At 61.8% G+C, this 23,203-nt stretch carries 25 protein-coding genes; 24 read left to right on the forward strand and 1 reads right to left on the reverse strand.

What is annotated here, in order from left to right:
* The first annotated feature begins 121 nt into the window (after positions 1 to 121).
* The 16 genes from rnmV (at position 122) to spoVT (ending at position 15,448) form a co-directional block, all read left to right on the forward strand.
* A complete protein-coding gene (gene rnmV, locus ACSEXS_RS21030; RefSeq protein WP_438435216.1) occupies positions 122 to 697 on the forward strand; it encodes a ribonuclease M5 in 576 nt (191 codons plus the stop codon).
* A complete protein-coding gene (gene rsmA, locus ACSEXS_RS21035) occupies positions 690 to 1,586 on the forward strand; it encodes a 16S rRNA (adenine(1518)-N(6)/adenine(1519)-N(6))-dimethyltransferase RsmA (RefSeq protein WP_438435217.1) in 897 nt (298 codons plus the stop codon). The genes rnmV and rsmA overlap by 8 nt, the downstream gene beginning before the upstream one ends.
* A gap of 91 nt (positions 1,587 to 1,677) precedes the next feature.
* The gene (gene yabG / locus ACSEXS_RS21040) at positions 1,678 to 2,589 is read left to right on the forward strand and encodes a sporulation peptidase YabG (protein ID WP_438435218.1); all 912 of its coding nucleotides are present in this window, start codon (positions 1,678 to 1,680) and stop codon (positions 2,587 to 2,589) included.
* A gap of 155 nt (positions 2,590 to 2,744) precedes the next feature.
* Entirely contained in the window at positions 2,745 to 3,020 is a 276-nt protein-coding gene (gene veg / locus ACSEXS_RS21045; protein WP_438435219.1) for a biofilm formation stimulator Veg, read from the forward strand.
* A 177-nt stretch (positions 3,021 to 3,197) separates the two neighbouring features.
* On the forward strand, positions 3,198 to 3,377 hold the full coding sequence (locus ACSEXS_RS21050) for a small, acid-soluble spore protein, alpha/beta type (RefSeq protein ID WP_438435220.1): 180 nt from the start codon (positions 3,198 to 3,200) through the stop codon (positions 3,375 to 3,377).
* A 376-nt stretch (positions 3,378 to 3,753) separates the two neighbouring features.
* Positions 3,754 to 4,620 carry a 4-(cytidine 5'-diphospho)-2-C-methyl-D-erythritol kinase gene (gene ispE, locus ACSEXS_RS21055; protein ID WP_438435221.1) on the forward strand — a complete coding sequence of 289 codons (867 nt, stop codon included), beginning with the start codon at positions 3,754 to 3,756 and terminating at the stop codon, positions 4,618 to 4,620.
* A gap of 79 nt (positions 4,621 to 4,699) precedes the next feature.
* On the forward strand, positions 4,700 to 5,563 hold the full coding sequence (gene purR / locus ACSEXS_RS21060; RefSeq protein WP_438435222.1) for a pur operon repressor: 864 nt from the start codon (positions 4,700 to 4,702) through the stop codon (positions 5,561 to 5,563).
* Positions 5,560 to 5,946, forward strand: a complete 387-nt coding sequence (locus tag ACSEXS_RS21065; protein WP_438435223.1) for a RidA family protein — start codon at positions 5,560 to 5,562, stop codon at positions 5,944 to 5,946. The genes purR and ACSEXS_RS21065 overlap by 4 nt, the downstream gene beginning before the upstream one ends.
* 141 nt (positions 5,947 to 6,087) lie before the next feature.
* Positions 6,088 to 6,372, forward strand: a complete 285-nt coding sequence (gene spoVG, locus ACSEXS_RS21070) for a septation regulator SpoVG (protein WP_438435224.1) — start codon at positions 6,088 to 6,090, stop codon at positions 6,370 to 6,372.
* A 167-nt stretch (positions 6,373 to 6,539) separates the two neighbouring features.
* Positions 6,540 to 7,937, forward strand: coding sequence for a bifunctional UDP-N-acetylglucosamine diphosphorylase/glucosamine-1-phosphate N-acetyltransferase GlmU (gene glmU, locus ACSEXS_RS21075; protein WP_438435225.1), 1,398 nt, complete (start codon positions 6,540 to 6,542; stop codon positions 7,935 to 7,937).
* A gap of 134 nt (positions 7,938 to 8,071) precedes the next feature.
* Entirely contained in the window at positions 8,072 to 8,689 is a 618-nt protein-coding gene (locus ACSEXS_RS21080; protein ID WP_438435226.1) for a 50S ribosomal protein L25, read from the forward strand.
* A gap of 191 nt (positions 8,690 to 8,880) precedes the next feature.
* Complete coding sequence (pth, locus tag ACSEXS_RS21085; RefSeq protein WP_438435227.1) at positions 8,881 to 9,441, forward strand: aminoacyl-tRNA hydrolase; 561 nt, start codon at positions 8,881 to 8,883, stop codon at positions 9,439 to 9,441.
* Positions 9,442 to 9,696: 255 nt separating this feature from the next.
* Complete coding sequence (locus ACSEXS_RS21090) at positions 9,697 to 9,927, forward strand: anti-sigma-F factor Fin (RefSeq protein WP_438435228.1); 231 nt, start codon at positions 9,697 to 9,699, stop codon at positions 9,925 to 9,927.
* Between the two features lie 114 nt (positions 9,928 to 10,041).
* Positions 10,042 to 13,563 carry a transcription-repair coupling factor gene (mfd, locus tag ACSEXS_RS21095; RefSeq protein WP_438435229.1) on the forward strand — a complete coding sequence of 1,174 codons (3,522 nt, stop codon included), beginning with the start codon at positions 10,042 to 10,044 and terminating at the stop codon, positions 13,561 to 13,563.
* Positions 13,550 to 14,680, forward strand: a complete 1,131-nt coding sequence (locus ACSEXS_RS21100) for a peptidylprolyl isomerase (protein ID WP_438435230.1) — start codon at positions 13,550 to 13,552, stop codon at positions 14,678 to 14,680. Before mfd ends, ACSEXS_RS21100 begins: the two co-directional genes overlap by 14 nt.
* A gap of 225 nt (positions 14,681 to 14,905) precedes the next feature.
* Positions 14,906 to 15,448, forward strand: a complete 543-nt coding sequence (spoVT, locus tag ACSEXS_RS21105) for a stage V sporulation protein T (RefSeq protein WP_438435231.1) — start codon at positions 14,906 to 14,908, stop codon at positions 15,446 to 15,448.
* Positions 15,449 to 15,528: 80 nt separating this feature from the next.
* On the opposite strand, the gene ACSEXS_RS21110 is transcribed toward spoVT, so the two are convergent.
* Positions 15,529 to 16,722 carry an MFS transporter gene (locus tag ACSEXS_RS21110; RefSeq protein ID WP_438435232.1) on the reverse strand — a complete coding sequence of 398 codons (1,194 nt, stop codon included), beginning with the start codon at positions 16,720 to 16,722 and terminating at the stop codon, positions 15,529 to 15,531.
* Positions 16,723 to 16,902: 180 nt separating this feature from the next.
* Between ACSEXS_RS21110 and ACSEXS_RS21115 the strand changes: the two genes are divergently transcribed.
* The 8 genes from ACSEXS_RS21115 (at position 16,903) to ACSEXS_RS21150 (ending at position 23,050) form a co-directional block, all read left to right on the forward strand.
* On the forward strand, positions 16,903 to 17,481 hold the full coding sequence (locus ACSEXS_RS21115) for a TetR/AcrR family transcriptional regulator (RefSeq protein WP_438435233.1): 579 nt from the start codon (positions 16,903 to 16,905) through the stop codon (positions 17,479 to 17,481).
* A 125-nt stretch (positions 17,482 to 17,606) separates the two neighbouring features.
* The gene (locus ACSEXS_RS21120; protein WP_438435234.1) at positions 17,607 to 19,274 is read left to right on the forward strand and encodes a putative polysaccharide biosynthesis protein; all 1,668 of its coding nucleotides are present in this window, start codon (positions 17,607 to 17,609) and stop codon (positions 19,272 to 19,274) included.
* A gap of 189 nt (positions 19,275 to 19,463) precedes the next feature.
* Positions 19,464 to 20,951, forward strand: a complete 1,488-nt coding sequence (yabN, locus tag ACSEXS_RS21125; protein WP_438435235.1) for a bifunctional methyltransferase/pyrophosphohydrolase YabN — start codon at positions 19,464 to 19,466, stop codon at positions 20,949 to 20,951.
* A gap of 76 nt (positions 20,952 to 21,027) precedes the next feature.
* Positions 21,028 to 21,300 carry an HU family DNA-binding protein gene (locus ACSEXS_RS21130; protein WP_438435236.1) on the forward strand — a complete coding sequence of 91 codons (273 nt, stop codon included), beginning with the start codon at positions 21,028 to 21,030 and terminating at the stop codon, positions 21,298 to 21,300.
* Positions 21,300 to 21,569, forward strand: coding sequence for an RNA-binding S4 domain-containing protein (locus tag ACSEXS_RS21135; RefSeq protein ID WP_438435237.1), 270 nt, complete (start codon positions 21,300 to 21,302; stop codon positions 21,567 to 21,569). Before ACSEXS_RS21130 ends, ACSEXS_RS21135 begins: the two co-directional genes overlap by 1 nt.
* A gap of 137 nt (positions 21,570 to 21,706) precedes the next feature.
* A complete protein-coding gene (gene yabP, locus ACSEXS_RS21140; protein ID WP_438435238.1) occupies positions 21,707 to 21,991 on the forward strand; it encodes a sporulation protein YabP in 285 nt (94 codons plus the stop codon).
* Positions 21,988 to 22,599, forward strand: coding sequence for a spore cortex biosynthesis protein YabQ (gene yabQ, locus ACSEXS_RS21145; RefSeq protein ID WP_438435239.1), 612 nt, complete (start codon positions 21,988 to 21,990; stop codon positions 22,597 to 22,599). Before yabP ends, yabQ begins: the two co-directional genes overlap by 4 nt.
* A 133-nt stretch (positions 22,600 to 22,732) precedes the next feature.
* Positions 22,733 to 23,050, forward strand: a complete 318-nt coding sequence (locus ACSEXS_RS21150) for an FtsB family cell division protein (protein WP_438435240.1) — start codon at positions 22,733 to 22,735, stop codon at positions 23,048 to 23,050.
* Positions 23,051 to 23,203: the final 153 nt, after the last annotated feature.

Consider the following 23,203-nt stretch of genomic DNA (forward strand, 5'->3'; position numbering starts at 1 on the left):
AAGGGGAAAATCCGTATACTTATCTATAACCAAGGAGAGGCCCGGTGCCTCTCCTTTTCGCACGGATTTCCCATTTTTTTGCTGGCGGAACCGTGTTCGAATAAACGGAGGGTTCAGCGCTTTGATAAAGGAAATCATAGTGGTCGAGGGCAAGGACGACACGACAGCCATCCGCCGGGCGGTGGAGGCGGAGACGATCGAGACCGGCGGCTCGGCGATCAACGAAGCCGTCTATCGGCGGATCGAGCGGGCGCAGGCGACGCGCGGCGTCATCATCTTCACCGACCCGGACCATGCGGGGGAACGGCTGCGCAAGCTGATCTCCGCCCGCGTGCCGGGCTGCAAGCACGCTTTCATCACCCAGGAGGAAGGGCGGAGGAAGGACGACATCGGCGTCGAGAATGCGTCGCCGGAGACGATCCGCTCGGCGCTTATGCGGGTGAAGAGCGAATTCCGCGAGCAGCCGGGAGAGATCGGGCTGGACGATCTGATGGAAGCCGGACTGCTCGTCCATCCCGATGCCGCCCGTCGGCGGCTCGCCGTCGGCAATGCGCTCGGCATCGGGTATGCCAACGGCAAGCAGTTCCTGAACCGGTGCCGGATGTTTCAGATCACCCGGTCGGAATTCGCAGAGGCGGTGGCGGCTATGCTGGCCGAGTTGGACCCTGCCGGAATGGAGGACGAGTCCCATGAATGAACCGAGAGCCGATATCGCCACGCCCAAACGGACCCAGGAGATCGTCCGCCGCTACGGGCTGACCATGAAGAAGAGCCTGGGCCAGAACTTCCTGATCGACCGCAATGTGTTGGCCAAGATCGTGGGAGCCACAGGGCTTACGGAAGACCGCGGAGCCCTGGAGATCGGCCCCGGCATCGGCGCCCTGACCGAGCAGCTCGCCCGCGCCGCAGGACGCGTCGCGGCGATCGAGATCGACCAGCGGCTCTTGCCGGTGCTGCAGGAGACGCTGGCCGATTACGGCAACGTGAAAGTCATCCACGGCGACGTCCTCAAGCTGCCGCTCGGCGAGCTGTTCGAGCGGGAATTTGCCGGATGCGCCGAGGTGAGCGTCGTCGCCAATCTGCCTTATTACGTGACGACGCCCATCATCATGAAGCTGCTGGAAGAGAAGCTGCCGCTTGCGAACATCGTCGTCATGATTCAGAAGGAGGTGGCGGAGCGGATGGCCGCCTCCCCCGGCACCAAAGACTACGGCAGCCTAAGCGTCGCCGTCCAGTATTATTGCGAGCCGGAGCTCGTGGCCATCGTGCCGCATACGGTGTTCATCCCCCAGCCGCAGGTGGATTCGGCCGTGATCCGGCTGCGGCTGCGCAAGGAGCCGGCCGTTCGGGTGCGGAACGAGCGGCTGTTCTTCGAGACCGTGCAGGCGGCCTTCGCCCAGCGGCGGAAGACGCTCGGCAACAACCTGCTCGCCCGCTTCTTCGGCAAGGGAGGGCGCGAGGAGATGACCCGGCTTCTGGCGGAGCTGGACATCGACCCCGGGCGCCGGGGCGAGACGCTGAGCCTGGAGGAATTCGCCCGGCTGGCGGACGCGCTCGACGGTCGCGAGAACGCCCCGGAGAGCTGACAACCGCCCCGTTCGGCGCCTGACGGAAACCGCCCGCCCGCCATACACCAAACGCCCACCCGCTCCATAGGATGATGGGGGAGGCGATGGAATGCGGCAGGGCGATCTGGTAGTGCGCAACTCGTACGGCGGGGACCTGATTTTTGTGCTCGGACCCGTCTATCAGGGGCAAGCGCTTCTCAAGGGGCTGGAGCTCCGGCTGTTGGCGGATGCGCCGCTCGAGGATTTGCGTCCGGCAGGTCCGGATGCGCTGCAGGCGGCCATAGACGACGAAAACCGGCGCGCGCGCCGTTCCATCCGGCAGCTCGACCGGCTTCGCGCGGCCCAGCACACGGGCATGCGCCAAAGCGGACGGCAGCAGACCGGTTATTTTGAAGTGCCCGGACGGGTGCTCCATCTCGACGGCGATCAAGGCTACCTGCGCAAGAGCATGGCGCTGTATAAAGAACTGCGGGTGCCCGCGGAAGGGTATTACGTGCCGGAGCCTTCGATGGCGGCGGCGGTGAGCTCGCTGCTCCCCAAGGTGAATCCCGACATCCTGGTGCTGACCGGGCACGACAGCATCCTCAAGGAGAGAAAGGCGCGGGATATGCAGAGCCTGGCGAGTTACAAGAACTCCCGCAACTTCATGAACGCCGTGCAGGCGGCGCGGCAGTTCGACCGCGGCAAAGACAGCCTGGTGATCGTCGCGGGGGCGTGCCAATCGCACTTCGAGGCGCTCCTGCAGGCCGGGGCCAACTTTGCCAGCTCTCCCGCCCGCGTGCTGATCCATGCGCTCGACCCGCTGGTGATTGCCGCCAAGGTCGCGTATACGCCCTCGAACAGCACCATGCGGATTCCCGAGGTGCTGTCCGGAACGCTGAGCGGCTTGGAGGGATTGGGCGGAATCGAGACGCGGGGCGTTTATCGAGTCGGGATGCCACTGGTCGAATGGAAGGAATCCGGCGAAACGGCCACAATAGCCAGTCAAAAGACGAGTAAAACAGGAAAAAGGTCAAGGTAATTTCCCTTAAAGCCGAGATTCGGCTTTTTTTTTCGAATTTTAACCAATATCCCCGTTGACAACGCAATTGTCCTGCTGATATAATAATTTGTTAATTTGACAAACGCCTCTGTTTCCGTTATAATGGAAAGAAGGAAAGAGGTGGTTTGGAGACAATGGCTAAAAATGCGCTATTGGAAATCAAACGCAGTCTTGAGCCCCATGTGGGACAAAAGATCATGTTACGGGCGAACGGCGGTCGCCGAAAGACCATCGAGCGTTCCGGTGTGTTGGAAGAGACCTACCCTTCTGTGTTTATCGTCAAACTCGACGAGGAGCAGCATTCGTTCAAACGAGTGTCCTACAGCTACGCCGACATCCTGACCGAATCCGTGGAGGTTACCGTGTGCCAGGATGAGGAAGAGCTTCGAATTACGTACTTAAGCCACTGAGCCGAATGGCTCGGACATAAGCGGGACGGCAGCCGGATAAACGGCTGCTGTGTTTATTTGACGAGGCCTCCCCGGAGTACTTTCCGGCGGAGCGCCGCATACTAGTTGGAGACCGGCGGGGGTTGCGCCGCCGGTCTCCAGCTTTTTTATTTATCCACCACGGGGAGGGCAAAGCCAGTGAGCAGACGACGCGGCGGCATGATGTCCGATTCGTTCAAGTATGAGCTGGCCAAGGAGCTCGGTTTCGCCGACAAGGTCGACAAGGACGGCTGGGGAGCGATCACGACGAAGGAAGCCGGCAGCATGGTGAAGCGTGCGATCCAGCTGGCGGAGGAGGCCGCGCGCAAGCGGACCTAACCGCGGGCAGCCGGTTCAAGAAGCGAAGCGATGAAGCGAAGAAAGCTCCGAGCGCCTACGGAGGCGGCTGAAGAATGAGCGGGTGGTGCGGAATCGTTCCGGAAGAGCATATCGTCCCGGATGAGATGCGCCGCCGCGAAGGTCTAACAGTCGCCTCCTGCCCGGGGCTTTTTTCGCGTTTGCGTTCGGTTGCGCGGGCTTGCGGAGATGGCCTTGGTAGGGGGCGCTCCCGCTGCCGGGCAGCGCTTTCGCACCGGATGTCATTTTCCGGGGGCCTTTGTTATAATGGATAGGCCTGTACCCGTTAACCATGCCAGGGTTTCAGGGCTTGCAGGGACCGTTACCTGCCGTAATCGGTGCGAAAAGAGGGGTTCACGTGAAGATCTGGGAAAAGGCCCCGGCCAAAATCAATTTATCCTTGGATGTTTTACATAAACGCCCGGATGGCTACCACGAGGTGGAGATGGTCATGACCATGGTCGATCTGGCCGACCGCCTCGAGATGAAAGAGCTTCCCCGGGATACCATTATGATCTCCAGCCAGGCGGGCTACATCCCGCTCGACGAGAAAAACCTGGCCTTCCAGGCCGCCAAGCTGATCAAGGACCGCTGCGGGGTGGAGCGGGGGGTTTACATTCACCTCGACAAGAACATCCCCGTCGCCGCCGGTCTTGCTGGCGGAAGCAGCGATGCGGCGGCCACCCTGCGCGGCCTGAACCGGTTGTGGAAGCTGGGGCTGACGGTGGATGAGATGATGGAGCTGGGGGCGGAGCTCGGCTCCGACGTGCCCTTCTGCGTGTGCGGAGGCACCGCCTTGGCGCAAGGCCGGGGAGAGCGGCTTACCCGCGTCGCTTCCCCGCCCGCCTGCTGGGTGATCATCGCCAAGCCGCCGATCAACGTCTCCACGGCTGACGTCTACGGCAAGCTGCGCGCCGCAGAGATCAAGCGGCACCCGGATACCTCCGGCCTGCTCGGTGCGATCAAGGGGCGGAATTTCTCCGGCATCTGCGACTTGCTCGGCAATGTGCTGGAGGAGGTCACGCTGTCGCTGTATCCGGAGGTGCGGCATCTGAAGGCCTGCATGGAGCGGCTCGGCGCTGACGGCGTGCTGATGTCCGGCAGCGGACCGACGGTATTCGGCCTGGTGGAGAAAGAGACGAAGGCCGAACGGATCTACAACGGGCTTAGGGGCTTCTGCAAGGAGGTTCATGCCGTCCGGCTGCTGACAGAACCGATCTGCTGATCGCCAAGCCGTGGTTGAATAAACACGGACATAAATGGTATAGTGAGTACAAAATATTCGGATTTTACGGGGGTGCATGATGAAGAAGCTGAAGCGCAGCGAGCGGTTAGTGGAGTTGACCCAATACTTGCTGTCCCGCCCCCACTCCCTGATTCCGCTGACCACGTTCGCCGAACGCTACCAATCGGCCAAGTCCTCCATCAGCGAAGATTTGGCGATCATCAAGGAAGTGTTTCTGGAGGAAGGGGTCGGCGACCTGCAGACGATGGCGGGCGCAGCCGGAGGGGTGAAATTCCTGCCGAAGGCGCAGGCCGCCGATTCGCTCGCCTTTGTCGAGTCGATCTGCCGGGAGTTGACGGCGTCTGACCGGATTTTGCCCGGCGGCTATATGTACATGTCGGACATCCTCGGCGATCCCAAGACGGTCAACGAGATCGGCCGCATCTTCGCTACGCTGTTCGCCGAGGTCGAGGCGGACGCGGTGATGACGGTGGAGACGAAGGGGATTCCGCTCGCCTACGCCACGGCGGGGTACCTGAACCTGCCGGTCATCATTGTCCGGCGGGACCACAGCGCCGTCGAAGGCTCGGCAGTCAGCATCAATTACGTCTCCGGCTCGGCCAAGCGGATGCACACCATGTCGCTCGGACGCCGGGCGCTGAGGGAAGAGTCGCGCGTGCTGATCGTCGACGACTTCATGCGCGCGGGCGGCACGATCCAAGGGATGAAGGACCTCTTGGCGGAGTTCCGGGCGCAGGTGGCGGGCGTGGCGGTCTTTGTCGAGGCCGGGGATGTGGAAGAGCATCTGGTGAGCGATTACGTCTCGCTCGCCCGCATCCACGACATCGACACGAAGAGCAAGCTGGCCAGCGTTACGCCGGGCAACTACTTTGCGGCCGTCCGCGAGATGTCGGCGGCCATCCAAGGAGGAGAAACGCCATGACGATCGAACGGATTGCAACGGGCCAAGCTCCGGCGGCCATCGGGCCGTATTCCCAGGCGGTTCGCTTTGGCCGCCTGCTCTTTACCTCGGGGCAAATTGCGCTGACGCCGGCGGGCGATTTCGCGCAGGGCGGCATTGAGGCGGAGACTCGCCAGGTGTTCGCCAACTTGCAGGCGATCCTGGAGGCGGGCGGAGCCGCTCCCGGGGACGTGATTAAGGCGACGGTATTCCTGAAGGACATGGACGACTTTGCGCGGGTGAATGCCCTGTACGCCGAATTCTTCGGCGAGCATAAGCCGGCCCGCTCGACCGTTCAGGTAGCCGCTCTCCCCCGAGGGGCCCGCGTGGAGATCGAATTAATTGCCTCGTGTTCTGCCGAATAATGGGATTGATTTTATAATTTTGCATATTGAGATCAAATAAGTAAAAAAATCTGGGACTTCTTCACCAAATCGAGAAGGAATTCCACAATTTGCGTGGAATTATATACCAAGTCTTCTTGAGCCAAAGGTGGTGATCCCAAGATGCAAATCACTGACGTAAGACTCCGCCGAGTCAACTCCGAAGGGAGAATGAAGGCAATCGCTTCCATTACCATCGACAACGAGTTCGTCGTTCACGATATCCGTGTGATCGACGGCAACAACGGTATGTTCGTGGCAATGCCGAGCAAGCGCACTCCGGATGGAGAGTTCCGCGACATCGCACACCCCATTTCGTCGGCAACCCGCGAGAAGATTCAAATCGCGGTTCTGACCGAGTATGAGAACGCCGCCGTGGAAGAAGAGGTCATCGAAGAAGGGGCCTGAGTGTAGGGGGGCCTTGAACCGAACGCAGATTAACCTGAGGGTCCGGCGCGCCATGCGCCGGCTCTCTTTTTTTGAGGGAGCCTCCGGGCGCAGCGGGGCCGGGGGTTTTCATCGGGAAGGAATTCCGCTATAGTGGGGTGGAATGCCGAAGAATGGAGTGAGGACGTTTGCGGATCTATGGAATCGTATTGGCCGCGGGCCAAGGCAAGCGGATGAAATCGAAATTATATAAGGTGCTGCATCCGGTATGCGGCAAGCCGATGGTGGGGCATGTGGTCGATCTGCTCGACCGGCTGGCGTGTGAAAAGCGGATCGTCGTCGTCGGACACGGCGCGGAAAAGGTGAAGGCTTATCTGGGCGATCGGACCGACTATGCCCTTCAGGAGCAGCAGCTCGGAACCGGCCATGCGGTTCTGCAGGCGAAGGACCTGCTGGCCTCGGAAGAGGGACTCACGTTCGTGCTGTACGGCGACACGCCGCTGATCCGCGAGGAAAGCCTGCGGGAGATGATTCGCCTCGTCGAGCAGGAATCGGCGGCGGGAGCGGTGCTGACGGCCGAGATGGATGTCCCGTTCGGCTACGGCCGCATTCTGCGCGACGGCGAAGGCAATCTGGCCGGCATCGTGGAAGAGAAGGACTGCACGCCGGAGCAAGCGGCCATCCGCGAGATCAACACCGGCATCTACTGCTTCGACAACCGCAAGCTGTTCGCCGCATTGGCCCAGGTGACCAACGAGAACGCCCAGCGGGAATATTACCTGACGGACGTCATTGCCATCCTGCGCGGCGCGGGCGAAGCCCTGCTCGCCTACAAGACGCCGGACTGGACGGAAGCGATCGGCGTCAACGACCGGGTGGCCTTGTCCGAGGCGGAAGCGGTGATGAAGCAGCGCATCAACCGGATGCACATGCTGAACGGCGTCAGCATCCAGGACCCGGCCTCCACCTATATCGAAGCGGACGTGGTGATCGGCTCCGATACCCGGCTTCTTCCGGGAACCGTGCTGCGGGGGGCTACCGTCATCGGCGAGGATTGCGTCATCGGACCGAACGCCGATATCACCGATTCGCGGGTGGAGAACGGCGCGACGGTCAAGCATTCCGTCCTGCTGGAAGCGGAAGTGGGACCGGAAGCCGCGGTTGGACCGTTCGCCTACCTCCGTCCAGGCGCGAAGCTGGGCGAGAAGGTCAAGGTCGGCGACTTCGTCGAGATCAAGAACGCCACGCTCGGTGCGGGCAGCAAGGTCTCCCACCTGAGCTACGTCGGAGACGCGATCGTGGGCAAGAACGTGAACATGGGCTGCGGCTCCATCACGGTCAACTACGACGGCTTTAACAAGCACAAGACCGAGATCGGCGACGATGCCTTCGTCGGCAGCAACGTCAACCTTGTCGCCCCGGTGACGATCGGCAAGGGAGCCTTTGTGGTGGCCGGTTCGACCATTACGCGGGATGTCGAAGAGGATGCGCTGGCCGTCGCCCGCGAGCGGCAGGTCAACAAGCCGGGCTACGCCGCCAAGCTTCGCAGCCGCTTGAAGAACCGCAAGAAGGAAGAAGACGAGTAAGAGGGTTCACCGGATTGCCACAATTTTTGCAAGCAAGCTTGTTTAAAACCTCCTTGAAAGGTGTAAACCATTAGGTGAAACCTATTTCTCTCATCCGCGTCGGAAAACACGGAAGTTCAAGGAGGTTCTTTGGTATGTCCATTCAGTTGAAAGCGGAGCTTCGCACGGGCCAGACCCGTTCGGCTATCCGGGGGTTGCGGAATGGCGGGCGGGTACCGGCTTCGGTATACGGCAAGAAGATCTCGTCCGGGGAATCCATTTCGGTGGAGGAAAAGGAACTGAACGCGATCCTGCGCAAAAGCCGGCACGCCGTCATCGACCTGGCGATGGGGGACAAGGGCACCCAGCCGGTCATCATTAACGATATTCAGCGCGACAAGCTGTCCGGGAAGGTGCTGCATGTCGACTTCCATCAGATCAGCATGGATGAGCCGATTCATTCTTCCATGCCGGTCGAGCTCGTCGGTACATCCGCGGGCGTGAAGGAAGGCGGCATTCTCACCGTGGAAAGCCACGAAGTGGAAATCCGCTGCTTGCCGAAGGACTTGCCCGCCAGCTTGACGCTCGATATCAGCGGACTCGGCATCGGCGACACCATCCACGCCTCCGCCATCGAGCTGCCTGCCGGGGTGGAGCTGATCTCCGAACCGACGCTGAGCATCGCCTCGGTTCTGGCGCCGCAGAAGGCGGACGAATCGGACGCTGGCGAAGCGGCGGAAGAAGCTCCTGCCGCCGACGAAAGCGCCGAATAAGGACATTTGCGGGGCCGAAATGGGCCCTCCCGCATTCGAAGGCCGGTCGGCAAGGAACTTCCTTGCCGGGACCGGCCTTTTCCTATGGCGGGATAAGCGGCTATAATAGGCAGCAGGCGCCGCTTTCGCATCCGGCGGTCGGCCGCCGAGGACTACGCAAGCCTCCCGTAGGAGGCGAAAGGAAGAACGGCATGAAATGGTTTGTCGGGCTGGGCAATCCCGGCCGGGAATACAAGGATACCCGCCACAACGCGGGCTTTATGGCACTCGACCGCTTCGCGGAGGAGCGAGGGTTCGTCTTCAAGGAAAGCAAGCTGAAAGGGTGGCTGGCCGAAGGGCAAGTGCAGGGACAGAAGGTCTATCTGCTCAAGCCTTCCACGTATATGAACCTGTCGGGCGAGTCGGTGCACGCCTTCCGGCAATTCTATAAAGCGCGGCTGGAAGACATGGTCGTACTCTATGACGACCTCGACACCGAAGTGGGCCGCATGCGGCTTCGCTACCAGGGAAGTGCGGGCGGACACAACGGCATCAAGTCGATCATTCAGCATACGGGCACCCAGACGTTCAACCGCATCCGCATCGGCATCTCCCGCCCCCAGCCGGGGCGGACCGTCGTCGATTACGTGCTGGGGGAATTCTCGAAGGAGGAGCGCAAGCTCTTGCCCGAGGTGTTGGACCAGGCCTGCGAGGCCATGCTGTACAGCCTGGACCATACCTTCGAGCAGACGATGGCCCGCTTCAATAAGTAAGTTCGGCGGCCTCGGATGTTAGGCAAAAGGCAATCGCTCCGGGCACGGATCATTCTTCCAATCGCTGTTGCCCCCGGATTTTCTGAATAGGCTTCTTAGTGGTTAAAATCCGTGGACAAAGGCGACCGCTGCGCTTTTCCAGAACGATTCCGCACCCTCCGCTCGATTTCCGACGCCTGGCGACCTCTGAGGGGTAATCTCCCGCATTTCCGGGCATACTGGGGACTATTAGGAAGGCGAGGAGGATTCAGTCCCATGACCATTCAGTATGTCTGCCGCCACTGCGGCTCGGTGATCGGGGTGCTCGACGGAGGAGCGGTAAGCGAGTCGCGGCTCGGCCTCCATTTCTTGACCCTTGCGGAGCGGCGGGATATAATAGCATATAACGCTGACGGAGGAATGACCGTAAAGGTGGTCTGCGAGTTTTGCCGGGAGGCCCTGGAGGCCAACCCGGAGCTGTCCCTGGTCGGCAGTCCGTTGCAATAATGCCGTTCCTGTACCTGTAATCCCCCACAAGACGAGCGCGCTTCTCATTCGCGCGACCCGTGTTTGGGGGTTCTTTTGCTGGGCATTTGTCCGCAGTTTGCCAGGAGGTGTGTCATGCGGGAGTTGATCTCCGCCTTTAAGGAAGACAAAGATTTTGCAGCGATAGCCGCCGGCGTCCGCTCCGGCATGCGGGAGCAGCTGGTGGCGGGTCTCGCCGGTTCTTCGCGTCAGGTGATGATCGCTGCGCTGATGGACGAGACGGAACGCCCGGTCATGATTGTCACCCATAACATGTTCGCGGCTCAAAAAATAGCGGAAGATTTGGTAGAATGCGTATCCGCCGACAAGGTGCTGCTGTATCCGGCCCAGGAGATGCTGGCGGTGGAAGCGGCGGCGGCCAGCCCCGAGACGGAAGCCCAACGGATCGACGCGCTCACCAAGCTCGCCGCCGGCTTCCGCGGCATCCTCATCACGCCTTACGCCGGGCTTCGGCGTCTTTTGCCGGAGCGCAGCGTTTTTGCCGATTCTACGATTTCGGTGAAAGAGGGCGAGGAGCTTGCGCTGGAAGAATTCCTGCGCCGGCTTGCCGAGCTCGGCTACGAACGGACCGAGCGCGTCGAGAAGAAGGGCGAGTTCAGCGTACGCGGCGGTATCGTCGATCTGTATCCGCTTACATCCGCGTCGCCCTATCGGATCGAGCTGTTCGACGTCGAGGTCGACTCGATCCGCTCCTTCGACCCGGAGACGCAGCGCTCCCAGGACCGGCTGTCGTCGCTCGAGATTCCGCCGGCCCGGGAGATCATCGCGTCGCGACGGCGGTTTGAGAACGCCGCCCAGCATGCGGCCGATCTGCTGGAGGTTCAGCTCGGCAAGATGGCCGACCGTCAGGCCAAGCTGCGCCTCGGAGACACCATCCGCGACGAGCTGGGAAGGCTGGAACAAGGGACCCCGTTCGCCGGGGTGTCCAAATACATCTCGCTGCTCTATCCCGAGCGGCAGACGCTCTTCGATTACGTGCCGGCCGACACGCTGCTCATGATCGACGAGCCGGCGCGGCTGATGGAGACCGCGAAGCAGCTCGAGCGCGATGAGGCGGAGTGGGTAACCGGCCTGCTGCAGGAGGGCAAGACCCTGCCGCAGCTTGCGCTGTCCAAAGCGTACGACTCGCTCCTGCACCGCAAGCCGTTCCCGACGCTGTACCTGTCCCTGTTCCTGCGGCAGGTGCCGAACACGCAGCCGCAGAACATCGTCAACTTCATGTGCCGCTCCATGCAGAGCTTCCACGGGCAGATGAACCTATTGAAGGCCGAGATGGAGCGGTGGAAGAAGTCCGGCTCCCGGGTGATGATCCTGGCGGAGGGCCCGGAGCGCCAGGACCGGGTGCGCCGGGTGCTGACCGATTACGGCATCGACGAGCCGGAGCTCGTGAGCGGCAACCTGCAGAGCGGCTTCGAGCTGCCGTCGATCCGCCTCGTGGTCATCACCGAGGGCGAGATGTTCTCGCAGAAGCAGCGCAAGGCGCGCCGCGTCGACAAGCGGATCGAGAATGCCGAGCGGATCAAGAGCTACCAGGAGCTGCGTCCCGGCGATTACGTCGTGCATGTCAATCACGGAATTGGGAAATATATGGGGATCGGCACCCTCGAAGTCGGCGGGATTCATAAGGATTACATGCATATCCTGTATGCCGGCGGCGATAAGCTGTCCGTCCCGATCGACCAGATCGACCTGATCCAGAAGTATGTGGGCTCCGAGGAGAAGGAGCCCAAGGTCTACAAGCTGGGCGGCACCGAGTGGAACAAGGTCAAGACCAAGGTGCGCGCCTCGGTCAAGGACATTGCCGACGACCTGATCAAGCTGTATGCCGAGCGGCAGAGTGCACCGGGCTACGCCTTCGGCAAGGACACCGCTTACCAGAGCGAGTTCGAAGCTTTGTTTCCGTACGAGGAGACGCGCGACCAACTGCGGGCGATCTCCGAGATCAAGCTGGACATGGAGAAGACCCGGCCGATGGACCGGCTCCTCTGCGGAGACGTCGGCTACGGCAAGACGGAGGTGGCGGTCCGCGCCGCGTTCAAGGCGGCCATCGAAGGCAAGCAGGTAGCAGTGCTCGTCCCGACGACGATCCTCGCCCAGCAGCATTACGAGACGTTCCGCGAACGGTTCAGCGATTACCCGTTCAAGATTCAGGTGCTGAGCCGCTTCCGCTCGAAGAAGGAGCAGACGGAGACGATCAAGGGAGTCAAGGCGGGCACGGTGGACATCGTCATCGGCACGCATCGCATCCTGTCCGCCGACGTCAAGTTCAAGGACCTCGGGCTCCTCATCGTCGACGAGGAGCAGCGCTTCGGCGTCTCGCACAAGGAGAAGCTGAAGCGGCTGAAGACCAACGTCGACGTGCTGACGCTGACCGCGACGCCGATTCCCCGCACCCTGCACATGTCGATGCTCGGCGTGCGCGACCTGTCGGTCATCGAGACGCCGCCGGAGAACCGTTTTCCGGTGCAGACCTACGTGCTGGAATACAGCATGGGGCTGGTCCGCGAAGCGATCGAGCGCGAGCTCGCCCGCGAGGGACAGGTTTACTACCTGTACAACCGGGTCCAAGGCATTCAGCAGATGGCGGATCAGATTTCGGCGCTCGTTCCCGATGCCCGCGTCGCCTATGCACACGGTCAGATGGGCGAGCAGGAGCTGGAGCGGACGATTCTCGACTTCCTCGACGGGGAATACGACGTCCTCGTCAGCACCAGCATTATCGAGACCGGCGTGGACATCCCGAACGTCAATACCCTGATCATCCACGACGCCGACAAAATGGGTTTATCCCAGCTGTACCAGCTCCGCGGGCGGGTCGGACGGTCCAATCGGATCGCTTACGCCTACTTCACCTACCAGCGCGACAAGGTGCTGACAGAGGTGGCGGAGAAGCGCTTGCAGTCGATAAAAGAGTTTACAGAACTTGGGTCAGGGTTTAAAATTGCTATGAGAGACTTGTCCATCCGAGGCGCTGGCAACCTGCTCGGGGCCGAACAGCACGGGTTTATTGCCTCCGTCGGTTTTGACATGTACTCGCAGATGCTGGCCGAAGAAATCAACAAGCTGAAGGCGGAAATGGACGGGGGCGCTCAGGTTCCGCTTCAGGATTTCACGACCCAGCTCGATCTGCAGATCGACGCTTACTTGCCGTCTGATTATATCTACGACAGCATGCAGAAGATCGAGATCTATAAGAAAGTCGCCGGTATTACGACGCTTGAAGAAGCAGGGGACCTCCAGGAAGAACTGGTGGATCGTTTCGGGGATCTGCCCGAGGCTGTGGACAATCTGCTCGCGGTCGCAAGGGTTAAAGTATACGGTTCTTTGTTCAAGATCGAATCGATCGTCCAGAAGGGAGAGGATTTCCAGCTCAAATTTCATCCCATCCAAAACGACCGTCTGGACGGCAAGCGCCTGGTGGCCTTGTCCGCCGAGTTCGAGAATAGAATCCGGCTCGTGCCGGGCGTACAGATTCAGATCGAGATCAAGGGGAAAGGCAATAAAACGGGCCGACCGTTCCTGCTTCTCGAGGAAATCCTGAGCAAGATGACGGAGGCCCACATCCTGAAAGGAGAATTACAGAATGCAGCAAAGTAAACAACGGAGCTGGACGAAAGCCTTGGCGATCTGCCTGGCGCTGGTCCTGGCCGTTTCCCTTACCGCCTGCGGCAAGAAGAACGATGCCAAGGGTGCCGAGAAAGACAGCAGCAAAGTCGTCGCCACCTACAAGGACGGCCAGATCACCCAGAACGAGCTCGATACCTTCGTCGGCGTGAACGCGATGATGGACTCCACGGGCCAGGTTTCCCAGATGCTGGCGAGCGAGGAGCTGAAGAGCTACATTCAGGAGCAGTTCCTGCAGCAGCTCGCCGTATGGAAGGTGCTCGACGTGAAGACGTCCGCCGAGAACCGCAAGGAAGGCGACAAGAAGGCCGAAGAGCTGGATACCCAGATCAAGGGCATGGACGAGACCTCGAAGAAGTCCTTCGACGAAGGGCTCAAGACGAACAAAATTTCCGTCGACGATATCAAGAAGTACGTATCGATGACGTACGGCATCGTGCATCAGATGGAACAGCAGGTGACCGACAAAGAAGTGCAGGCTGCCTACGACGCCAATGTTAAGGCCAACGCCCACTATTACGACGTGGTGAACGTCCGCCATATCCTGATCGCCACCAAGGACCCGGAAGACCAAACCAAGGAAAAGCGGAGCAAGGATGCCGCACTTAAGCTCGCCAAGGAAGTTAAAGCCAAGCTGGATGCCGGCGGCGACTTCGCCGAGCTGGCCAAGCAGTATTCGGAAGATACCGGTTCGAAAACCAATGGCGGTCTGTACGAGAACCAACAGGTGGGTACCTCCCAGTTCGTTGAACCGTTCCTGAAAGCGATGAGCGAGCAGGAAGTCGGCAAGGTCAGCGAACCGGTGGAAACCGACTTCGGCTACCACATCATCAAGGTGGATTCCCGCAAGACGCTGGCGTTCGCGGATGAGAAGGAATCCCTGCGTTCCTCGCAGGCGCAAACCAAGCTGTCCGATTTCGTGCAGAAGGACTTCGCATCGTACAACTTCAAGTCCTTGCTGCCGCAGCCCTCGGCCGCTCCGTCGGCGAGCCCGGCCGGAAGCGCATCGGCCGCTCCGTCGGCAAGCGCCGCGGTCAGCCCGTCTGCTTCCGTGGCTCCGACGGCCAGTCCGTCCGCCAGCACCAAGTAAGCGGAGGAAGACGCCAACATCTACCAGGGACCTCTTCAGGGGGGTCCCGTTTCTTTTTCCAGCATTCGGGCATAATGAGGGGGACAGAAAACCGCCGCAGCCAGTCGGGGCGAATTGCCTTAAGGCTTTCGAGCCGGAATGCATAAGGAGCCGTCCGTGGAGAATACTGAGCATACACTTATATCCAGTGAAATCATCATCTGAGGAAAGCGAGGCATCACGAGCATGAAAGCAACTGGAATTGTCCGCCGTATCGACGACTTGGGCCGCGTCGTCATCCCCAAGGAAATTCGCCGCACCCTGCGGATCCGGGAAGGCGACCCGCTGGAGATTTTCGTAGACCGCGACGGCGAAGTGATTTTGAAGAAATATTCCCCCATCGGGGAGCTCGGCGATTTTGCCAAGGAATATGCGGACTCGTTGTTTGAAACCACCAATCACATCGTGCTGGTCACCGACCGGGATAACATCATCGCCGTATCCGGGGGCTCCAAGAAGGATTACATGGACAAGCAGGTCGGCAGCTTGGTCGAGACGTCAATGGAAAACCGCCGCACGCTCTTGGAGAGCGGCAGCGGCAGCTATGAGATCGTCAAGGACAGCAAGGATACGTACTCGTCTTATGTGGTATCCCCGATTGTCGCGGGCGGCGATCCGATCGGCGCCGTGATCATGCTGAGCAAAGAAGAAGGCGTCAAGATGGGCGAGATGGAGCAAAAGATGGCGGAAATCGCCTCCGGCTTCCTCGGCAAGCAGATGGAGCAGTAACCGGCAAGCCCGGCCATTGAACGAGAAAACCAAGGACTCTTCCCCGCTAAAAGGCAGGGAGGAGTCCTTTTTGCATCACGTCAGGAGCGCTTGCGTTCCGTGAGGAAGGCGAGCAGAGCGAGCAGGGGAAGGGCGGCGCCGATCCAGATGGCGAGCGTCCAGCCGCTCTGGGCGTAAGCCCAGCCGCCGACCGCCGAGCCGACGGCGCCGCCGAGGAAGAAGAGCGACATGAACAGCCCGTTCAAGCGGCCGCGGGCTTCGGTACCCAAGGAGTAGATCGCCCGTTGACCCAGCACCAGGTTGCCGGAGACGGCCATATCGAGCGTGACGGCCGCGATCAGCAGCAGGGCGAGGGCGAAGCGCGAACCGCTTGCGTCGAGATGGAGCACCAGGAAAGAAGCGGCGGCCATCGCGAGCGCCAGGGCCGTCAGCGGCCGCGTCCAGCCCTTGTCGGCGAGCCGCCCGGCGATCGGCGCGGCCACGGCTCCGCCCACGCCGACCAGGGCAAACAGCGCGATTCCCCGTTGGGATAGACCGAATTGGTCGGTGAGGCGCAGGGGAACCGTCGTCCAGAACAGGCTGAACGCTCCGAAGAGGCAAGCCTGGTACAGCGCGCGGCGCCGAAGGATGGGTGTATGGCGGAACAGTGAGACGAGGGAGGCGATCAGCCCGCCGTAGGACAGGGTCGGCGTCGGCTTGCGTTCGGGAAGGGCCCGGGCGAGCAGGACGATGAGCAGCAGGATGATGCCCGCCGACAGCGCGAAGACGCTGCGCCAGCCCCAGAGGCTGGCGACCAGGCTGGCGACGGGACGGGCGAACATGATGCCGAGCAACAAGCCGCTCATCACGTTGCCGACGACACGGCCCCTTTGGTCTTCGGCGGACAGGTAAGTGGCGAAGGGAACGAGGATCTGGGCGACTACCGAGCCGAGTCCGATCAGGAGCGAAGCCGTCAGGAACAAGGCACCGTTCGGGGCGAGGGCGGCGCCGATGAGCGCGGCGACGGCGAGACCCAATCCCGCGAGCGTCAAGCGGCGGTTCTCCAGCAGATCGCTCAGCGGAACGACGAACAGCAGGCCGGCCACGTACCCGAGCTGGGTCAGCGTCACGATCAGCCCGGCGGCCCCCGAGGACAGGCCGGTGGCTACCCGGATCGGGCCTACCAAGGTCTGAGAGTAATACAGATTGGCGACGATTAGGCCGCAGGCGGCGGCCAGCAGGAACAGCAGGCGGCCGGACAGCCGGTTTTCCGGGGCGGGTGTTGCGGATTGCATATGAATTCCTCCTTTGAGTGCGGTGCGGTTCCGACAGAAGAGCGATACGGAACGGGGCAGCGCCAATTCGCTTGAGTTAATAATATACTGAACGTACAGTATTGTAAATAGCAAATTGCTCTTGCCGGAAAATAATTCTATAATGAACGTATCGTTTTTCTAAGGAAGGGAAGGATTGTCATGGAGAAGAAGCGCGGCCGCCCGCGAAACTTGGAGACCCAGAACGCCATCCTGAACGCCGCCTACGAGCTGCTGCTGGAGGGCGGCTTCGATGCGGTGACCGTGGAAAAGATTGCGGAACGCGCCGCGGTCAGCAAGGCGACCATCTACAAATGGTGGCCCAACAAGGCGGCGGTGGTAATGGACGGCTACCTCCATGCCGCTTCGTCGCGGCTGCCGGTGCCGGACACGGGCTCCGCGCGGCAGGATATCCTCCGGCATGCGGGCAATCTGGTCCGATTCTTGACCAGCCGGGAGGGCCAAATCATCACGGAGCTGATCGGCGAAGGCCAGAAGGACGCCGGGCTGGCGGAGGCGTACCGGACCCGCTATTTTCAGCCGCGCCGGCAGGAGGCGAAGCAGTTGATCGAGCGGGGAATGGAACGGGGGGAGCTGCGATCCGATCTTAGGCCGGAAGCGTGCATCGACCTCATCTACGGGCCGCTCTTCTACCGGCTGTTGGTTACGGGAGACCCGCTGACCGAGACCGAGGTGGAGAGCTTAACCAACCTGGTCTTCACCGGCATTGCGGTTCGCTGAGAAACCGGGCCGCGGTTGGTGGCGGTTCGCAAATGCGGTATAATGGAGGCTATGCGGTCGGGGAGCCGGGACAAGCGATTCGTCCGGCCGCGTACGAGCTTGCGTAAGGGACGGGACCAGCGCTCATGAAAAGCACCGGCAACGGCTACCTGAAGGGCGCAGCGGTGCTCGGGGCGGCAGCCATCGTGTCCAAGCTGCTCGGTACCCTGCAGAAGATCCCGCTGCAAAACCTTGCGGGGGAAGAAGCCTTCGGCATTTATAACATCGTTTATCCGCTGTATACGTTCATCCTCACCCTGGCGGTGGCCGGTCTGCCGCTGACGGTATCGGCCTTCGTCTCCGAGGCGCGGGCCACCGGCAAGCCGGGCGAGGCCCGCCGGGTGCTCCGCACCGCTTCGGCGGCGCTCGCCGCGACCGGGCTCGTCGGCTTCCTCGCGCTCTACTTCGGCGCGGAATGGATTGCCGGCTGGCTCGGCGCGCCCAAGACGGCCGCAGCCATCCGCAGCGTCTCCTGGGCGCTGGTGTTCGCGCCGGTCATGGCCGCGCTTCGCGGTTATTTTCAGGGCTTTGGCGAGATGGTGCCGACCGCCGTCTCCCAAGTGGCCGAGCAGTTCGTCCGGGTCGCGGTGATGATCGCGCTCCTGCTGTACTTCCTCGGCCTCGGCGCAGGGCCGGCGCGGATCGCCGCCGGGGCTACGTTCGGCTCGGCGGCGGGCGCCGTCGCCGGTCTCGCTGTCATGCTCGGGTATTGGCGCCGGGAGAAGCGGCGCCTGCAGCCCGCCGCCGACGGCGCAGGCCGGGAGCGGGCGGCGGCGCGCTCGGTTCCGCCGCAGGCGGGAGTCAAGACGCCGTCCCGGGCGCCTTCCGGCGAGTCGACGGCGGCCTTCGTCCGCCACTTCCTGCGGGCGGCGCTGCCGGTCTGCCTGGGCTCGGTGGCGCTGCCGGTGCTCACCCTGGTCGATTCGGCCTCCCTGCCCCGCCTCCTGGCGGCGCAGGGGCTTGGCGAATCGGCCCGGCTGCACGCCATCGGCCTCTACAATCACGCCCAGCCGCTGGTGCAGCTCACCTCGCTGATCGCCACGTCGATGACGGCGGCGCTCGTACCCGCCATCGCCGAGGCCAAAGCGGCGGGTCGGCCCGGGCTCATCGCCCGGCGCACCGAGCTGCCCGTGCGCTTCGCCTGGCTGATCGGCTTCGCCGCTTCCTTCGGACTCGCGGCGGCGGCGAAGCCGATCAACATCATGCTGTTCACGTCCGCCGAGGGGACGCGGACGATGGCGCTGCTCGCCTTCACCGCCGCCTTCTCGACGCTGCAAATCGTCAGCGGCAGCGTGCTGATCGGCCTCGGCCAGGCGAAGCGCCCGGCGCTCTACCTGTTCGCGGCCGCCGCCGCCAAGCTGGCGCTGAACGCGCTCCTCGTGCCGGCCTTCGGCATCGCCGGAGCCGCCGCCGCCGGGGTGGCCGCCAATGCGCTCGCGGCCGTGCTGAACCTGGCCGCGCTGACCCGGCTGACCGGCGTGCGCTTCGCCGCGCCGGATTACCTCGGGCGGCCGTTCATCGCCGCCCTCGCCATGACGGCGGCGGTGCTCGCCGTGCGCGTCGGCCTCTCGGGCCTCGGCGATGGCCGGGCGGCCGCGAGCGTCACGGCGCTCGCCGCCGTTCTGCTCGGCGCCGCCGTCTACGCCGCCGCGCTCATCCGCGCGGGCGGGCTCACGCGCGCCGACGCCGCGGCCCTGCCCGGCGGCAGCGGCAAGCTCGTGCCGCTGCTGGAGCGGCTGCGCCTGCTGCGCTGACCGGCGGCCCGCGGCCCGGCCTGCGGACGCCGCAGGCTTGCCGCAAGCTGCCGCGCGCGTTTCCGTCGCTCTCCGCCTGCTCGCTTGATGCCTGCGTTGCGCCCGTCGTCCTGCTTGCGGCGCCGCCCGGCGGTGGAGCCGTCGGTCCAATACATAGCCTGCATGCGTCAGGCGGAAGGAGCGTGCCACATGGCCGCAACCCTAACGGTCATCGGACTGGGGTCCGGTGACGAGAATCAACTCACGATCGGCATCTGGAAGAAGCTCCAGGCTGCCGATCGGCTATACCTGCGCACGGCCCGGCATCCCGTGGTCGCCTTCCTTCAGGAGCACGGCATCGCCTTCGAGAGCTTCGATGCCGTGTATGACAAGCATGGCGATTTCTCCGCCGTCTACGACGAAATCGCCGAAACCCTGCTCGCCGCGGCGGAAGCGGCGGACGGCGGCGAGCTTCTCTACGCCGTGCCCGGCCATCCGTCCGTGGCCGAGCGCACGACCGTGCTCCTTCGCCGTCAGGCGGCGGAGCGGGGGCTCGCCTTCGAGGTGCTCGGCGGCGAGAGTTTCCTCGACCAGGCCTTCCTGCGCTTCGGCTTCGACCCGGTCGAGGGCTTTCAGCTCGTCGACGCCGCGGAGCTGGACGCCGGCCGGCTCGACCCGCGCCAGCACCTGATCGTCACCCAGGTGTACGACGCCTTCACGGCTTCGGACGCCAAGCTGGCCTTGATGGAGGTCTATCCGGACGATTACCCCGTCACGGTAGGCCACGCCCTCGGCGTCGCCGGAGAGGAGCGGATCGTTACGCTGCCGCTCTACGAGCTCGACCGCGAGCAGGGCTACGGAAACCTGTCGCTCGTCTATGTCCCCCGTTCCGACGAGGAGACGCTGAGAACCCGCAGCTTCGGCCGCCTGCACGAGATCGTGGCGATTCTGCGAAGCCCTGGCGGCTGCCCCTGGGACCGCGAGCAGACGCACGAGAGCCTGCGCAAGAATCTGATCGAGGAAGCCTACGAGGTGCTGGAGACGATCGACGAGGACGATCCCGACCACATGCAGGAGGAGCTGGGCGACCTGCTGCTTCAGGTCATGCTGCATGCGCAGATCGAGGAAGAGACCGGGGCGTTTACGGTCTACGACGTCATCGGCACATTGAACGACAAGCTGATCCGCCGCCATCCGCACGTCTTCGGAGAATCGGCCGCGAAGGATGCCGACGAAGCGCTCGCCAATTGGCAGGAGATCAAGAAGCAGGAACGGGAAGGCTTGGAGAAGCCCCCGGCCTCCGTGCTGGACGGCATTCCGCGCGAGCTGCCCGGCCTGATGAAGGCGTACAAGCTGCAGAAGAAGGCAGCCGCCGTCGGCTTCGACTGGACCGATATCCGCGACGTGTTCGCCAAGGTCGAGGAGGAGCTGGAGGAGGTCCGCGAGACGATCGTGGCCGAGGAAGCCGGGCTCACGCCGGGCGAGCTCGGGGACCTGCTGTTCTCCGTGGTCAACCTGGCGCGCTTCCTGAAGATCGACCCGGAAGAGGCGATGGCCGCGACCATCCGCAAATTTTATGCCCGATTCCGCTATATCGAGGATCAAATCCGTTTAAACGGCGGAAATTTGGACGAGACTGGTCTTGACGAGATGGAACGCCTCTGGCAGGAAGCCAAGAGCCGGATTCAAGAAAAATAACCGGAATAAGCAGGAATTATGGCGGAAGCAAAGAATATAGTCAGGGTTAGCTTAACTATTTAGAGGAGGACTATTAATGAACAAGACGGATTTGGTTAACAATATCTCGCAAAAAAGCGGCATGTCGAAAAAGGACGTAGAAGCCGTTCTGAACGGTTTCTTCGGTGAAGTTACCGACGCTCTCTCCCAAGGCGACAAGGTTCAGCTCGTCGGCTTCGGTACGTTCGAAACCCGCAAGCGCAACGGCCGCACGGGCCGCAACCCGCAGACCGGCGAATCCATCAGCATCCCGGAATCGGTCATCCCCGCATTCAAGGCCGGCAACAAGCTCAAAGAAGCCGTCAAGTAATGCGCATCGACAAATTCCTGAAGGTGTCGCGTCTCATTAAACGGCGCACGGTTGCGAAGGATGTCTCCGATCAGGGACGCGTCTGGATCAACGGCCGGGAGGCCAAGCCTTCCAGCACGGTTAAGCCGGGAGACGAACTGACGGTGCAATTCGGCCAGAAGAACGTCACCGTGCGGGTGGAGCGCATCGCCGAGAACGTCCGCAAGGACGACGCGGGCGAGATGTACACGCTGCTGAGGGAAGAGCCGAGACAGCCGTCCCAAGGGTAAATCGTTATACACATGCAAGCTGCCAAGCAGGCACTTCGAAGCCGGTTCGCCGGACGCGGGGTGCCTGTTTTTGCTCCAAATGGCTTGTTCTAAAACCGGGCTTCCCTCCATAGGGTAGTGGTAAAGGAGGGAACGGCATGGTCGAAACCCAAGGGAAGATGAAGCGCCAGGAGATCCGAATGCTGAACCGGAAGGTGATGGAGGTCACCGGCGTTCTGAATGTGGACAGCTTCGACAGCGAGGAGTTCCAGCTTGAGACCGAATGCGGCTTTCTCACGATCAAGGGGAGCAATCTGCATATCAAAAACCTGAATCTCGAGCAGGGCCTGGTCGCGATCGAGGGGCTCGTCGATCAGCTGGCGTACCGGGAAACGGGAGCCCCGGCCAAATCCGGCGGCCTGCTCGGCAAGCTGTTCAAATGACGCTCGCCACGCAAGCGATCACCCTCGCGGTCATGCTGGCGTGCGGACTGGCCATGGGCACGGTCTTCGACGCCTACCGGGTGCTGACCTGGCAGCTCCCCTTCCTCCGCAAGCTCCTGCCGGTTCTCGATCTCCTGTATTGGGCCGGTGTGACGGTATTCGTCTTTCGCGCGCTCTACGGGAGCAACGAGGGACAGCTGCGTTCGTTCGTGTTCATCGGCCTCGCCGCCGGGGTACTCCTGTACTATTTTCTGTTCAGCAAGCCCGTCGTTTGGCTCGTCCGCAAGGGACTCGACGGCGTTCGCTGGACCATCCGGCTCGTTCGCAGACTGTTTGAAGTTCTTGTCATAAAGCCGGTTCTTTTGCTGTACAAGCTGGTGCTTGTCATCCTGGGAATTGCGGCTTCCGTCTCTATTTTCCTCCTAAAAGTTGTGCTACAATTGCTTTACCCTATTCGGATGCTGGGCCGTTTTCTCTGGCGGCTGACCGGAGGAAGGGTGAACTGGCGGGGCTTCGCCGACTGGCTGCTGAAGGTCACTCGGGTGTACAAGCTGGCCCGATTCCGGGAGCCGATGAAGAAAATATGGAACAAGCTGTTTCACCGGTGAGCGAAGCGTGTAAGTATCTTAGGTTGTGCCGGACGCCGGTTAACGGAAAAGCCGGCCCATTTTGGAACGATCGACGCAAAGGTTGAGCCAACCTTACATACACTAATAACCGACAAGGCAGGAGGTCCGCCGTATGCCGTCACAACCCAGCCAGCCCAAGAAGGGAAAAGCGTCCGTGCGCCGGATGAGGCTGGTTCTCCTGGTGGTCATTTCGATCATGGTTCCCATCGGCTATTCCGCCTGGGGGCAGCACGCCAAGCTGAAGGAAAGCAACGCCCAACTGGAAGAGCTTCAGGGACAGCTGGGAGCGAAGAAGCAAACCAACGCCAAGATGGATCTGGAACTGAAGCGAATGAGCGATCCCGAATACCGGGAGGAGATCATCCGCAGCGAGCTGAACCAAGCGAAAGACGGCGAGACGGTCTTCGAGACCGTCAAGCCTGTGAAATAGGTTACGGAGGGCGGGTTGCCGTTCGGGAACGGGCCGCAGCGCAAGCAGCGTCGGGTCTCCGAACCCCGGCGGATTTTGCCAACCCTTGCAGGGCAAGGCTTTCTTGCTTTCAGGTCAGGCATCGGGTATAATCTGCATAGCCCTTGTTTTTCT

Origin of the sequence: Gorillibacterium terrae, from assembly GCF_051594785.1 — a bacterium.
Taxonomy (GTDB): Bacteria; Bacillota; Bacilli; order Paenibacillales; family NBRC-103111; genus Gorillibacterium.